This is a genomic window from Parvibaculum sp. (assembly GCF_035325945.1).
Lineage (GTDB): Bacteria > Pseudomonadota > Alphaproteobacteria > Parvibaculales > Parvibaculaceae > Parvibaculum.
Map to the genome: position 1 here is coordinate 38,178 of NZ_DAOKYX010000013.1, position 12,191 is coordinate 50,368.

A 12,191-nucleotide genomic window follows, 5' to 3' on the forward strand; every position below is an offset into this window, starting at 1 on the left:
TCTGTTTTCGTGTTCTGGCGTTTTCACATTCTGGGTCGAAGCAGGAGCCGATCATGCTGAAGGTCATCGAAGTTCTCGCGGAGTCCGACAAGAGCTGGGAAGACGCGGCCGCCAATGCCGTGAAGACGGCGGCGAAGACCGTTCACAACATCAAATCGATCTATATCGAGAACATGGAAGCGACGGTGAAGGACAACAAGATTACGGGCTATCGCATCAATGCGAAGCTGACATTCCTGCTCGACGCCAAGTAAGCGCGGACGCCCGTTCGTTCACCCGTCGAAAGGTGCTCCATGAAACCGCCTCGTATCTGGATTCTCGTCGCGGATGGCGAGACCGCCCGCTTCTATCTTGCCGAGGGACGCACGGCGCGTCTCGAGCCGGCGCTGCCATTCGAGTTCCGTGCGCCAAACCCTCCGGCGCGAGAGCAGGGCACGGACCGGCCGGGCCGGGTCTATGAAAGCTTCGGCGAGGCGCATCATGGCGTTGAGCCGCGCACGGATCTCCATCGCGAGGTAAAGCGGAAATTTGCCGTCGAGATCGCCGATCTGCTGAAGACGAAGGCGCGGGAAAATGTGTTCGACGAACTGGTCCTGATCGCGCCGCCGAAGATGATGGGCGATCTTAGGGCGGCTCTGGACGAGCGCACCAGAGCATGCGTCAAGACCGAACTTGCCAAGGATTTGACGCGGCTCTCGCCGACGGAACTCCACACCTATCTGACGGCGGAAGTCTGGTCCTGACGGCAGCCCCTCCCGGGCGGGTACCGGGAGGGGCGCCGATCTGTGTCGCGCGGATTACTGCGCGGGCGCGTTCAGCGTGCCGCTGGCCGGAGCCATCGCGGGCGCGCTCTCCGACGTTTCCTCGCTCTGGGAGAAGACGGGGACCGGCAGCCTGTCGACCGGAATGATGATGCCGTTCGACGCCTCGATGGCCGGTCCCGACTGGCTGGCGCCAAACTCCCCGCCATAACGGAGATTGCCGCCCGAGCCCGAAATGGTAACCGGGTCCTTCTGGAACGTGTTCACAGTGACGGACTTGCCTTCGAGGCTTTCCGGCTTGTGAACGCCCGGCACGATCTCATAGAGAAGCAGGGCCTGGACGTTCTGCTTGTCGCTCGGGTTCGTCGGCGAAACCATATCGTCATAGCCGCCCTTGATCGCGTCGAAAGCGGCATTGGTCGGCGCGAAGACGGTGCGCGGGCTCTTCGCCGTATACTGATATTTGACGCCGCTCGCCTCGATCACCTTGACCAGCGTGGAGAATTGCGGGTCCGCACTCAGCTTGTCATAGATGCTACCGGCGGCGAATGCGGGTGCGCCGGCCAGCGCCGTCAGCGCGGCCGCCGCGAGCAGGGTTTTCAACCTTGAGCCGATCTGAATCATGGGTGTACCTCCGGCTTGAGGGAAAAGGGTCGGCACCAGCCTAATCCTTTTACCGTAAGCATGCATCTGGGCCGAATTGAGACAGCAAATTGGCGCAGGATGGAAAGTGAAAGCGCCAATTCAGCATAGAGCCGGGGCGGCATGGAGGCCGGAGGGCATGCCGATTTTTGCGCGCCATCATCCGTATGCGGCGGCCTCACAGCGGCCAAAAAAATGGGAGGACGCGGAACGTCCTCCCATGCCGGAAGTGAAAGGGGTGATCCGTGCCGGAACGGTTCCGGCCGAGCCCTTGACCTAGCTGCAGCCGCTCGTAGAGCCGCAGGTGTCGCATTTGAGGCATGTGCCGTTGCGCACCATGGTGAAGTTGCCGCATTCGGAGCAGGATTCGCCTTCATAGCCCTTCATGCGCGCTTCCGCGATGCGCGAGAGTGAGACGGTCGTGCTCTCGCCGCGGAGCGTCGCCGTCACGACCATTTCCTCGGCATGTTCGGAGGCGTCGAGAATGGCCTTGGTCGCCGTCGCGCCCGCAATCTGCGCACGCATGGTCGCGGCTCCGCCCCGCACGATATAGAGGTTCGCCATCTGCGGGTTGCGGGTGAAGCCGGGGCTCACCACGCTCGCGGCCGGAAGCTTGCCTTCGTCGGCGCCGCTCCCCATCGCGTCGAAGCCGATGTCCTTGGGATCGACATGGCCGAGATCGGACCGGCCGAGATAGGACACCGCGAGTTCGCGGAACACATAGTCGAGGATCGACGTTGCATTCTTGATCCGGTCGTTGCCCTGCACGAGGCCAGCCGGCTCGAAGCGCGTGAAGGTGAAGGCGTCGACATATTCCTCCAGCGGCACGCCGTACTGGAGGCCGAGCGAGATCGCGATGGCGAAATTGTTCATCAGGCTGCGGAAGGCGGCGCCCTCCTTGTGCATGTCGATGAAGATCTCGCCAAGCCGCCCGTCGTCATACTCGCCCGTGCGCAGATAGACCTTGTGGCCGCCGACAAGCGCCTTCTGCGTGTAACCCTTGCGGCGGTCGGGAAGGCGCGCACGCTCCTTGGCGCGTTCGATCACGCGCTCGACAACCTTTTCGGCGACGATGCGCGCGCGCTCCTGCGCGGGCTGCGACACGATCTTCTCCGCGACGGTCGCTTCCTCCTCGATGGTCTCGTCGTCGAGAAGCTGAGAATTGAGCGGCTGCGAGAGCTTCGAGCCGTCGCGATAGAGCGCGTTGGCCTTGAGCGCGAGCTTCCAGGAGAGCATGTAGCTCGACTTGCAATCCTCGACGGTCGCCGCATTGGGCATGTTGATCGTCTTGGAGATCGCGCCCGAGATGAAGGGCTGCGCCGCCGCCATCATGCGGATATGGCTCTCGACCGAAAGGAAGCGCGTGCCGATGCGTCCGCAGGGGTTGGCGCAATCGAAGACGGGCAGATGCTCGTCCTTGAGATGCGGCGCGCCCTCGACCGTCATCGAACCGCAGACATGGATATTGGCGGCGTCGATCTCCGCCTTGCTGAAGCCGATTACGGCGAGCAGGTCGAAGTCGAGATCATCCATCGCTTCCGCATCGAGACCGAGCGTCCCGGTGCAGAAATCCTCGCCGAGCGACCACTTGTTGAAGGCGAAGCGGATGTCGAAGGCCGTCGCAAGCGCGGCCTCGACGATGTCGATCTTCTCGGCCGTGAAGCCCTTGGCCTTCAGCGTCTCGTGATTGACGCCGGGCGCACGCTCGAGCGTGCCGTGGCCGACGGCATAGTTCACGATCTCCTCGATCGCGTGCTCCGAATAGCCGAGCGTGCGTAATGCCTGCGGAACGGCGCGGTTGATGATCTTGAAATAGCCGCCGCCCGCGAGCTTCTTGAACTTCACGAGCGCGAAGTCGGGCTCGATGCCTGTCGTGTCGCAATCCATGACGAGGCCGATCGTGCCCGTGGGCGCGATGACGGTGGCCTGCGCGTTGCGGAAGCCATGGCGCTCGCCCATGGAGACAGCGAGATCCCAGGCCGCGCGCGCATGATCGACGAGATCGGTCTGCGGGCAGCTCGCATGATCGAGCGGGACGGGGAGCGTGCTCAGCTTCTCATAGCCCGTGGTGGCGCCATGAGCCGCGCGGGCATGGTTGCGCATGACGCGCAGCATGTGCTCGCGGTTCTCGGCGAAGCCTTCAAAGGCGCCGAGTTCCTTGGCCATCTGGGCGGAGGTCGCATAGGCGACGCCCGTCATGATGGCGCTGATCGCGGCGCAGAGCGCGCGCGCCTCGTCGGAATCATAGGCGAGGCCCGACGACATCAGAAGCCCGCCAATATTGGCGAAGCCGAGGCCGAGCGTGCGGTAGCGATAGGACCGCTCGGCGATCTCCCGGCTCGGGAACTGGGCCATCAGGACCGAGATTTCGAGCACGATCGTCCAGAGCTTCACCGCATGCTCGAACGCCTCGACATCGAAACGGCCATCCTGCTCACGGAAGGTCATGAGGTTCAGCGAGGCGAGGTTGCACGCCGTGTCATCGAGGAACATATATTCCGAGCACGGATTGCTGGCGCGGATTTCGCCCGAGGCGGCGCAGGTGTGCCAGTCATTGATCGTGGTGTGGAACTGGATGCCGGGGTCAGCCGACGCCCATGCGGCATGTGCGATCGATTCCCACAATTCCGTCGCGCGAAGGGTCTTCGTCACCCGTCCGTCGGTGCGGCCGACGAGCTGCCAGTCGCCATCCGTCTCGACGGCGCGCAGGAAATCGTCCGTCACGCGAACGGTGTTGTTGGAGTTCTGGCCGGAGACGGTGAGATAGGCTTCCGAATCCCAGTCCGTGTCATAGGTGCGGAAATCGATGTCGGTGTAGCCCTGACGCGCGAACTGGATCACGCGCTGAATGTAGTTCTCCGGCACCTGCATCCGCCGCGCGGCGATGATCTCGCGCTTCAGGGCAGGGTTCTTCTTCGGGTCGAAGCAATCGTCGTCATGGCCCTCGCAATTCACGCAGGCGCGCATGATGGCGCTGAGGTGCTTCTGGTTGATCCGCGAGCCGGTGACGAGGGCGGCGACCTTCTGCTCCTCGATCACCTTCCAGTCGATGAAGGCTTCGATGTCCGGATGATCGGCATCGACAATGACCATCTTCGCGGCGCGCCGGGTGGTGCCGCCCGACTTGATGGCGCCCGCCGCGCGGTCACCGATCTTGAGGAAGCTCATCAGGCCCGAGGACTTGCCGCCACCGGAGAGCTTTTCATTCTCGCCGCGAAGGCTGGAGAAGTTGGAGCCCGTGCCTGAACCGTATTTAAAGAGGCGCGCCTCGCGCACCCAGAGGTCCATGATGCCGTTCTCGTTGACGAGATCGTCGTTCACGCTCTGAATGAAGCAGGCATGGGGCTGCGGCCGCTCATAGGCGCTTGTCGCGCCGACGGTCTTGCCGGTCAGGTGATCGACGTAGAAATGCCCCTGCGCCGGGCCGTCGATGCCATAGGCCCAGTGGAGGCCGGTATTGAACCATTGCGGCGAATTGGGCGCGGTGATCTGGGCGGCGAGCATATAGGCAAGCTCGTCGCGGAAGGCGAGGGCGTCCGCCTCGCTGTCGAAATAGCCGCCCTTCCAGCCCCAATAGGTCCAGGTGCCGGCGAGGCGGTCGAAGACCTGCCGCGCGTCGCGCTCCGGGCCGAAGCGCTCGCCCGCGGGCAGCACCTCCAGGGCCTCGTCGTCAGGCGCCGCTCGCCACAGCCACTCGGGCACGCCTTCCTCGGGCACGCGCCGAAGCACGGCGGGAACACCCGCCTTGCGGAAATACTTCTGAGCGAGGATGTCGCAGGCGACCTGGCTCCAGTCCGCCGGAACGTTGATGTCGTCCAATCGGAAAACCAGCGACCCGTCGGGATTTCGGATCTCGCTCGTGGCGGTCCGGAAGGAGAGTCCTTCGTAGGGCGACCGGCCCTCGACGGTGAAACAACGCTGGATACGCATTTGGCCCCCGACTGTGTGCTGTAGGAACGCCGTGGCTCCGGCGTCCGTCCTTGCTCGCATCTGGCGGGGAGGGGCTGATCCTCCGCCGGGCATCAGGCAAGGCTTCCCCGGCAACGCCGGGCACTTTTTTCACAGGCTGAAATGTCGCCTGATTTCAAAAGCTTCCGGTCGCCTGGAAAATTCTGCGTTTATGTCCCGGTTTTCGGCCCCTGCGCCGCCACTCGACAAGGAAATCCTATCGCAGTCGGTCAGAACGTCAACCATAACTGGTGGAAGCATTGGAAATAGGCACGAAATATAGTGCTTGGCGGCTGCCGCCTTCGGATTACTACTTTCGAATCGGCAATTATCAAACCGGCAAGGGTTGGGTGGTATGTGGATAAGAGGGGAGGACAGGCGGAAGTTCTGAGAGGGCCCATGGCAAGACTGACCAGCACGGCGTTTGGTCTTGAGATCAGAGACCTCGACATTCTCATTGTCGACGACAACGCCGGCATGCGCCAGTTGCTGCGCACGATCCTGCGCAGCTTCAGGCCCTTGAACATCCGTCACGCAAGGGACGGCACGGCGGGGCTTGCCGAGATCGAGCGGCTCATGCCCTCGCTCATCATCTCCGACTGGGAGATGGAGCCGATGAACGGCCGCGACTTCATGCGCGCGGTGCGCCGCATCGGCCATGAACCCTTTTGCTTCATCCCGATCGTGGTGCTGACGGCGCATGCATCGCGCCAGATCATCGAGGAGGCATTCGACGCCGGTGCGACGCAGCTCCTCGTGAAGCCCGTGACGCCCGCCAATCTTCTCCAGCGCATCGTCTGGGTGCTGGAGGATGACCGCAATTTCGTGCGCGTGGGGGATATTTACCGCCAGGAGATGCGCATCGCCCCGCAAGGCCAGGCCAACCGCTCCCGGATGAGGCGGCGTGCGACTGATGTGTGGTCGGTGGACTGACGCGCCGAAACCCTGCCTCCCGGCCGATTCTCTCAAAGGCGCGCGGCCTCTGGACCATCCGGCCCCCCGGTGTCATATTCGGCCCGCCTTGACCCAAGGCTGAATCGCCCCGGATTACGGGGCAGGACGATGACTGATCGCGGGTGCGAGCCCGGGGTCCTGTAACGGTGATTTCATGGGCTTGTTCTCCGAAATCTTCATCTGGTGGCAAGGCCAGACGATGGGCACGCGCTTCTACACCTGGCGCAAGGGACGCTTCGTCGGCAAGGACGGACAGGGCAACCGCTATTTCGAGGCCAAGCACGGCGACACGGTCGGCGGCTATCCGCGCCGCTGGGTACTCTATAACGGCATCGCCGAAGCCTCCCGCGTGCCGCCCGAGTGGCATGGCTGGCTCCACAACACGGTGGAGCTGCCGCCGACGCAGGAAGCCTATCAGCCGCGCTCCTGGCAGCGGCCGCATCTCCCCAACATGACGGGCACGCGCCTGGCCTACCGGCCGAAGGGCAGCATCATGCGCGGCGGGCAGAGGCCGAAGGCGACCGGCGATTACGAGCCCTGGCGTCCGCAGTGAATTTTCGATCGGGGATCATCTGACCAGAGCCCGCCCGGGGCACACCCGCCGCGCTTCAAGAGCCATCGAGGACAGGCATGCAAAGCAATCTCGTCGAAACGCTGATCGGCGCCCTCGTCGTGGTGATCGCGGGTGTGTTTCTCTATTACGGCTATTCGACATCGGGCATGCGCAGCACGGCCGGCTATCACGTGACAGCGGCCTTCGATCGCGTCGACGGTCTGGCCAACGGATCCGATGTGCGCCTCTCGGGCATCAAGGTCGGCACGGTGGTCGATCAGCGGATCGACCAGCAGACCTATCAGGCCGTGGTCACGCTCAGCCTCGCGCAGGACGTGAAGATTCCGGACGACAGCAGCGCCAAGATCACGAGCGAGGGCCTGCTTGGCTCGAACTACATCTCGCTCGCGCCGGGCGGCAGCACCGACTACCTCAGGGATGGCGGCGAGATCATGTTCACGCAAGGATCAGTGGACCTGATGGGGCTTGTGGGGCAGGCGCTCTTCTCGACCGGCGGCTCGAAGGGCGAGGGCAAGTCCGGCACCGCTCCCGCTCCCACGCACGCTCCGTAACGGAGCGCCGGTCTTGCGGAACCCTCTTCATCGCATGATGGCCGCAGGCGCGCTTCTCGCGCTCCTTGCGAGCGGTCATGCGCATGCCGACCCGTTTCCCGTCGCCGCCTTCAGCGGCCTCGACAAGGTGACGGCACGGGTGACGAAGTTCGACGCGACGGTGGACAAGCCCGCCCGCTTCGGCAATCTCGAGATCACAGTGCGGGCTTGCGACAAGAAGCCTCCTGAGGAGCCGCCGCAGACGGCCGCCTATGTCGAAATCCGGCAGATCAACGAGGAGAACGGGCAGGTCGATCCACAGCCGATCTTCAAGGGCTGGATGTTCGCGGAGAGCCCCGGCCTCAACGCGCTCGAACACCCCGTCTATGATGTGTGGCTCAACACCTGCAAGACGGCCTCGGGCGCCGCATCGGGCGGCAGCCGGTAGAAATCCGCCCGCGCCGCCGTCGCTTCCTGCAGACGCAGGCGATATTCATCCCGTGAAATCTCGATCGTGCCGAATTGCGCGAGATGCGTGGTGACGAATTGCGTGTCGAGCAGCTTGTAGCCGCCCGCGATCAGCCTTGCGACGAGATGGACGAGCGCCACCTTGCTCGCATCCGTTTCGCGGCTGAACATGCTCTCGCCGAAAAAGGCGCCGCCCAGCGAGACGCCGTAAAGGCCGCCCACGAGCCGTTCGCCCTGCCATGTCTCGACGGAATGGGCGTGGCCGCGCGCAAAAAGCTCGCCATAGAGTTCAATTATGCGGTCATTGATCCACGTGCCTTCGCGGTTCGGGCCGGCCTGAGCGCAGCCCAGCATCACTTCCCGGAAGGCCGTGTCGATCCTGACCTGAAACTTGCCCGCACGCACCGTCCGCCGCAGACGCCGCGGCAGGTGGAACCGATCGAGCGGCAGGACGCCGCGCCGCTCCGGGTCGATCCAGTAGAGCTGAGGGTCGTCGCGCGCCTCCGCCATCGGGAAAACTCCGAAGGCGTAGGCGCGCAGGAGCACATCGCTGTCAATGTTGCTCATGAGAGGGCGCTATCGTCCCGCTTTTCATCGTGTCCCGCGCCATGCGGCGCGAGGACGAAGCTGTGAGAAACGTCGGTGGCTTCGGTCTTCAGCCCTTGTTCTTGAGATAAGTCTCAAGCCAGTGAATGTGATAATCGCCATTCATGAAGTCCGGCTCGTTCACGAGGTCCTGGAACAGCGGAATCGTGGTCTTGATCCCGTCGATCACGAACTCATGAAGCGAGCGGCGCAGGCGCATGAGGCATTCGTTGCGGTTGCGCCCATGCACGATGAGCTTGCCGATCAGGCTGTCGTAATAGGGCGGAATGCGATAGCCGGAATAGGCGGCTGAATCGACGCGGACCCCGAGCCCGCCAGGCGTATGGAAGTCGTGGATCTTGCCGGGCGAGGGCGTGAACGTCCTCGGGTCCTCGGCATTGATGCGGCACTCGATCGCATGGCCGGAGAAGGTGACGTCCTCCTGCCGGAAGCTCATTTCCAGCCCCGCCGCGATCCTGATCTGTTCACGGACAATATCGATGCCGGTCACGGCTTCCGTGATCGGATGCTCGACCTGAAGGCGCGTGTTCATCTCGATGAAGTAGAACTCGCCATCCTCATAGAGGAATTCGATGGTGCCGACGCCGAGATAGCCGAGCTTGGCGATCGCATTGCGGACGATGTCGCCGATCTTCGCGCGCTGCTCTTCGTTGAGCGCGGGCGAGGGGCATTCCTCAAGCACCTTCTGGTGGCGGCGCTGAAGCGAGCAATCGCGTTCGCCCAGATGCGCGACATTGCCGTGGCTGTCGGCGATGATCTGCATCTCGATGTGGCGCGGCTGGCCAAGATACTTCTCCATGTAGAGGGAGTCGTCGCCGAAGGCGGCCTTGGCCTCGGACCGCGCCGTGGCGAGAGCGGAGGAGAGTTCATCGCGCGAGAGGGCGACCTTCATGCCGCGACCGCCGCCGCCCGCCGCCGCCTTGACGAGAACGGGATAGCCCGTTTCCTCGGCGACCTTGTAGGCTTCCTCGTCGCTCGTGATGGCGCCGTCGGAGCCCGGCACGCAAGGGATGCCGAGCGACTTCGCCGTCACCTTCGCCTGGATCTTGTCGCCCATGAGGCGGATATGCTCGGCCGTCGGTCCGATGAAGGTGATGCCATGCGCTTCGAGAATGTCGGCGAAGCGAGCGTTCTCCGAAAGGAAGCCATAGCCCGGATGGACCGCGTCCGCGCCCGTGATCTCGCAGGCGGAAATGATCGCCGGAATGTTGAGATAGCTTTCCGAGGCCGGAGCAGGGCCGATGCAGACGCTTTCATTGGCGAGGCGCACATGCATGGCGTCGGCGTCGGCGGTCGAATGGACCGCGACAGTCTTGATGCCCATCTCGCGGCAGGCGCGATGGATGCGCAGCGCGATCTCGCCACGATTTGCAATGAGGACTTTTTCGAACATGGCCGTGCCGGCCTATTCGATGATGACGAGCGGTTCGCCGAACTCGACCGGCTGGCCGTCTTCGACAAGGATCTTCGTCACCGTGCCCGCGCGATGCGCCGGAATATGGTTCATGGTCTTCATAGCCTCGACGATGAGCACCGTCTGGCCCGCCGTCACCTTGCTGCCGACCGTCACGAAGGGCGCGGCGCCGGGCTCGGGCGCGAGATAGGCCGTGCCGACCATGGGCGAGGTGAGCGCACCGGGATGCGACGCATCGCTTGCGGGCGCTGCCGCCGGCGCGGCAGCCGCGGGCGCGGCAGGAGCCGCCGCGACGGGCATGGAGACTTGCGTGATCTGCCGCGCCACGCGCAGCTTGAGATCGTCCGTCTCGATTTCAATTTCGCTGAGATCGGTCTCCTTGAGGAGTGCCGCCAGCTTCCGGATCAACTCCTGATCGACGCCTGCCTTGCTCATCTCGCTTGCGCTATTTCCTGATTTTGGTGCCGGGTGGCGGGGTGAGGCCAATGTCTCGTTCCTGTTGTGCCCAATGTCTCGTCCACTCAGACAATGTCCGCGAGGATGGCATCGAGGGCAAGTGTGTAGCCCTGCACGCCGAGGCCGCAAATGACGCCCTTGGCGACAGGTGAAATGTAGGAATGATGCCGGAAGCTCTCCCGCTTGTAGACGTTCGAGATATGCACCTCGATGACGGGAATGTCGAGCGTCGCCAATGCATCGTGAAGCGCGATCGACGTATGCGAATAGGCGCCCGCGTTCAGAATGACGCCGCTGCCTTTCGTCCGTGCTTCGTGAATCAAGTCGACGAGTTCGCCTTCGTGGTTGCTCTGACGGCACGTCACGGAGGCGCCCCGCGCCTTGGCATGCTTGGCAACCATGGCTTCGATGTCGGCGAGCGTCGTCGAGCCGTAGATATGCGGCTCTCTCTGCCCGAGCAGATTCAGATTGGGGCCGTTCAGCACATAGATCGGCTTGGCATTCGATCTGGAAGTCTGTTTGGCCATGTTCGTTCTGGAACTGCGTCTGGCGGGCCTGATGGGTCGTGGAAGGGCGCTATCGCGTTCGGCTTGAGCCCCGTGCCCCGATCCTCCCGCATCCAGAATCGAGGCGGTTCAGTTATACGCAAGTCCCAAAGGCGGCGAAAGGCTTTAACCTCGTGTCCTGACAGCTTGAATTGGACAGCCTCCTCCCCCATTATCCGCCTAGCCGGAGCGCCGCCTGTTGCCCTTGCGGCAACCCCCAGCGCCGCTCCCGAGGATCCTGAGCCGATATGCTACTCACGGTTAATGGCGAAATTCACGAGGTCGAGGGACCCATTTCCGTCCTCGGCCTGATCGAGCGTTTCGGTTTCGAGGCGCACAAGGTCGCCATTGAGCGCAATCTGGAGATTGTGCCGCGCTCGACCTATGGCGCGACCTTCCTCAGCGAGGGCGACCGACTGGAGATCGTGCATTTCGTAGGCGGTGGCTGACATAGCCGCCGGGAAGGAGAATTCAGGTGGCGGAAGCAGCAGCAATAGACCCGGCGACGCAGCGGACGGCGCGGGAGGACGGTTTCAGCATCGCGGGCAAGACCTATCGCTCGCGTCTCATTGTCGGCACCGGAAAATACAAGGACCTGGCGCAGAATGCCGCCGCCGTTGAGGCGGCTGGCGCGGAGATCGTCACGGTCGCCGTGCGGCGCGTCAATGTGACGAACCCGAAGGAGCCGATGCTCGTCGATTACATCGACCCGAAGAAGGTGACCTATCTTCCGAACACGGCCGGATGCTACACGGCCGAGGATGCGGTGCGAACGCTGAGGCTGGCGCGCGAGGCAGGCGGCTGGAACCTGGTGAAGCTCGAGGTGCTCGGCGACCAGAAGACGCTCTATCCCGACATGGTCGAGACGCTGCGCGCCGCCGAGGCGCTGCTCAAGGACGGCTTCGACGTCATGGTCTATTGCAGCGACGATCCGATCATGGCGAAGAAGCTCGAAGATCTCGGCTGCTGCGCGATCATGCCGCTCGCGGCCCCCATCGGCTCCGGCCTCGGCATCCAGAACCCGGTCAACATCCGCCTCATCATCGAGCAGGCGAAGGTGCCGGTGCTCGTCGATGCGGGCGTCGGCACGGCTTCCGACGCCGCGATCGCGATGGAGCTTGGCTGCGACGGCGTGCTCATGAACACCGCCATCGCGGAGGCGAAGGACCCCATCCTCATGGCGAAGGCGATGAAGCTCGCGATCGAGGCGGGCAGGCTTGCCTATCTCGCGGGCCGCATGCCGAAAAGGAAATACGCCGATCCGTCTTCGCCGCTCGCCGGATTGATCTGAGC

Annotated in this window: 14 protein-coding genes; 8 read left to right on the top strand and 6 right to left on the bottom strand. The window is 63.5% G+C overall.

Features of this window, described 5'->3' with window-relative positions; genetic code table 11:
* Positions 1-53 precede the first annotated feature (53 nt).
* Together PKA57_RS08455 and PKA57_RS08460 are read left to right on the top strand one after the other, a co-directional pair.
* Entirely contained in the window at positions 54-254 is a 201-nt protein-coding gene (locus tag PKA57_RS08455; protein WP_324299485.1) for a dodecin family protein, read from the top strand.
* Between the two features lie 39 nt (positions 255-293).
* Positions 294-743, top strand: coding sequence for a host attachment protein (locus tag PKA57_RS08460; RefSeq protein WP_324299487.1), 450 nt, complete (start codon positions 294-296; stop codon positions 741-743).
* 54 nt (positions 744-797) lie between these two features.
* Here the strand turns inward: PKA57_RS08460 and PKA57_RS08465 are convergent, their stop codons facing one another.
* Positions 798-1,385 carry a fasciclin domain-containing protein gene (locus tag PKA57_RS08465; RefSeq protein WP_324299489.1) on the bottom strand — a complete coding sequence of 196 codons (588 nt, stop codon included), beginning with the start codon at positions 1,383-1,385 and terminating at the stop codon, positions 798-800.
* A gap of 294 nt (positions 1,386-1,679) precedes the next feature.
* Complete coding sequence (locus tag PKA57_RS08470; protein WP_324299491.1) at positions 1,680-5,333, bottom strand: vitamin B12-dependent ribonucleotide reductase; 3,654 nt, start codon at positions 5,331-5,333, stop codon at positions 1,680-1,682.
* Between the two features lie 417 nt (positions 5,334-5,750).
* Here PKA57_RS08470 and PKA57_RS08475 point away from each other — a divergent pair, with 417 nt between their 5' ends.
* The 4 genes from PKA57_RS08475 (at position 5,751) to PKA57_RS08490 (ending at position 7,857) form a co-directional block, all read left to right on the top strand.
* Positions 5,751-6,284 (top strand): response regulator, encoded by a 534-nt coding sequence (locus tag PKA57_RS08475; RefSeq protein ID WP_324299493.1) that lies wholly within the window; start codon positions 5,751-5,753, stop codon positions 6,282-6,284.
* Positions 6,285-6,459: 175 nt separating this feature from the next.
* A complete protein-coding gene (locus PKA57_RS08480; RefSeq protein ID WP_324299495.1) occupies positions 6,460-6,858 on the top strand; it encodes an NADH:ubiquinone oxidoreductase subunit NDUFA12 in 399 nt (132 codons plus the stop codon).
* A 77-nt stretch (positions 6,859-6,935) separates the two neighbouring features.
* Positions 6,936-7,430 (top strand): outer membrane lipid asymmetry maintenance protein MlaD, encoded by a 495-nt coding sequence (gene mlaD / locus PKA57_RS08485; protein WP_324299497.1) that lies wholly within the window; start codon positions 6,936-6,938, stop codon positions 7,428-7,430.
* 34 nt (positions 7,431-7,464) lie between these two features.
* A complete protein-coding gene (locus PKA57_RS08490; protein WP_324299499.1) occupies positions 7,465-7,857 on the top strand; it encodes a DUF2155 domain-containing protein in 393 nt (130 codons plus the stop codon).
* Here the strand turns inward: PKA57_RS08490 and aat are convergent.
* The 4 genes from aat to aroQ form a co-directional block, all read right to left on the bottom strand.
* On the bottom strand, positions 7,794-8,444 hold the full coding sequence (aat, locus tag PKA57_RS08495; RefSeq protein ID WP_324299503.1) for a leucyl/phenylalanyl-tRNA--protein transferase: 651 nt from the start codon (positions 8,442-8,444) through the stop codon (positions 7,794-7,796). The two genes, PKA57_RS08490 and aat, sit on opposite strands and share 64 nt — an antisense overlap.
* An 88-nt stretch (positions 8,445-8,532) precedes the next feature.
* Positions 8,533-9,876: an acetyl-CoA carboxylase biotin carboxylase subunit gene (gene accC / locus PKA57_RS08500; protein ID WP_324299505.1), complete on the bottom strand. Its 1,344-nt coding sequence runs from the start codon at positions 9,874-9,876 to the stop codon at positions 8,533-8,535.
* 12 nt (positions 9,877-9,888) lie between these two features.
* The gene (accB, locus tag PKA57_RS08505) at positions 9,889-10,332 is read right to left on the bottom strand and encodes an acetyl-CoA carboxylase biotin carboxyl carrier protein (protein WP_324299507.1); all 444 of its coding nucleotides are present in this window, start codon (positions 10,330-10,332) and stop codon (positions 9,889-9,891) included.
* Between the two features lie 86 nt (positions 10,333-10,418).
* Positions 10,419-10,880: a type II 3-dehydroquinate dehydratase gene (aroQ, locus tag PKA57_RS08510; protein WP_324299509.1), complete on the bottom strand. Its 462-nt coding sequence runs from the start codon at positions 10,878-10,880 to the stop codon at positions 10,419-10,421.
* Positions 10,881-11,146: 266 nt separating this feature from the next.
* Here aroQ and thiS point away from each other — a divergent pair, with 266 nt between their 5' ends.
* Both thiS and PKA57_RS08520 read left to right on the top strand, forming a co-directional pair.
* Entirely contained in the window at positions 11,147-11,347 is a 201-nt protein-coding gene (gene thiS, locus PKA57_RS08515; protein ID WP_324299511.1) for a sulfur carrier protein ThiS, read from the top strand.
* Between the two features lie 44 nt (positions 11,348-11,391).
* On the top strand, positions 11,392-12,189 hold the full coding sequence (locus PKA57_RS08520; protein ID WP_349254747.1) for a thiazole synthase: 798 nt from the start codon (positions 11,392-11,394) through the stop codon (positions 12,187-12,189).
* Positions 12,190-12,191: the final 2 nt, after the last annotated feature.

Coding starts and splice junctions, on each gene's coding strand:
- PKA57_RS08455 (WP_324299485.1), top strand. CDS start 54: ATGCTGAAGGTCATCGAAGTTCTCGCGGAGTCCGACAAGAGCTGGGAA.
- PKA57_RS08460 (WP_324299487.1), top strand. CDS start 294: ATGAAACCGCCTCGTATCTGGATTCTCGTCGCGGATGGCGAGACCGCC.
- PKA57_RS08465 (WP_324299489.1), bottom strand. CDS start 1,385: ATGATTCAGATCGGCTCAAGGTTGAAAACCCTGCTCGCGGCGGCCGCG.
- PKA57_RS08470 (WP_324299491.1), bottom strand. CDS start 5,333: ATGCGTATCCAGCGTTGTTTCACCGTCGAGGGCCGGTCGCCCTACGAA.
- PKA57_RS08475 (WP_324299493.1), top strand. CDS start 5,751: ATGGCAAGACTGACCAGCACGGCGTTTGGTCTTGAGATCAGAGACCTC.
- PKA57_RS08480 (WP_324299495.1), top strand. CDS start 6,460: ATGGGCTTGTTCTCCGAAATCTTCATCTGGTGGCAAGGCCAGACGATG.
- mlaD (WP_324299497.1), top strand. CDS start 6,936: ATGCAAAGCAATCTCGTCGAAACGCTGATCGGCGCCCTCGTCGTGGTG.
- PKA57_RS08490 (WP_324299499.1), top strand. CDS start 7,465: ATGATGGCCGCAGGCGCGCTTCTCGCGCTCCTTGCGAGCGGTCATGCG.
- aat (WP_324299503.1), bottom strand. CDS start 8,444: ATGAGCAACATTGACAGCGATGTGCTCCTGCGCGCCTACGCCTTCGGA.
- accC (WP_324299505.1), bottom strand. CDS start 9,876: ATGTTCGAAAAAGTCCTCATTGCAAATCGTGGCGAGATCGCGCTGCGC.
- accB (WP_324299507.1), bottom strand. CDS start 10,332: ATGAGCAAGGCAGGCGTCGATCAGGAGTTGATCCGGAAGCTGGCGGCA.
- aroQ (WP_324299509.1), bottom strand. CDS start 10,880: ATGGCCAAACAGACTTCCAGATCGAATGCCAAGCCGATCTATGTGCTG.
- thiS (WP_324299511.1), top strand. CDS start 11,147: ATGCTACTCACGGTTAATGGCGAAATTCACGAGGTCGAGGGACCCATT.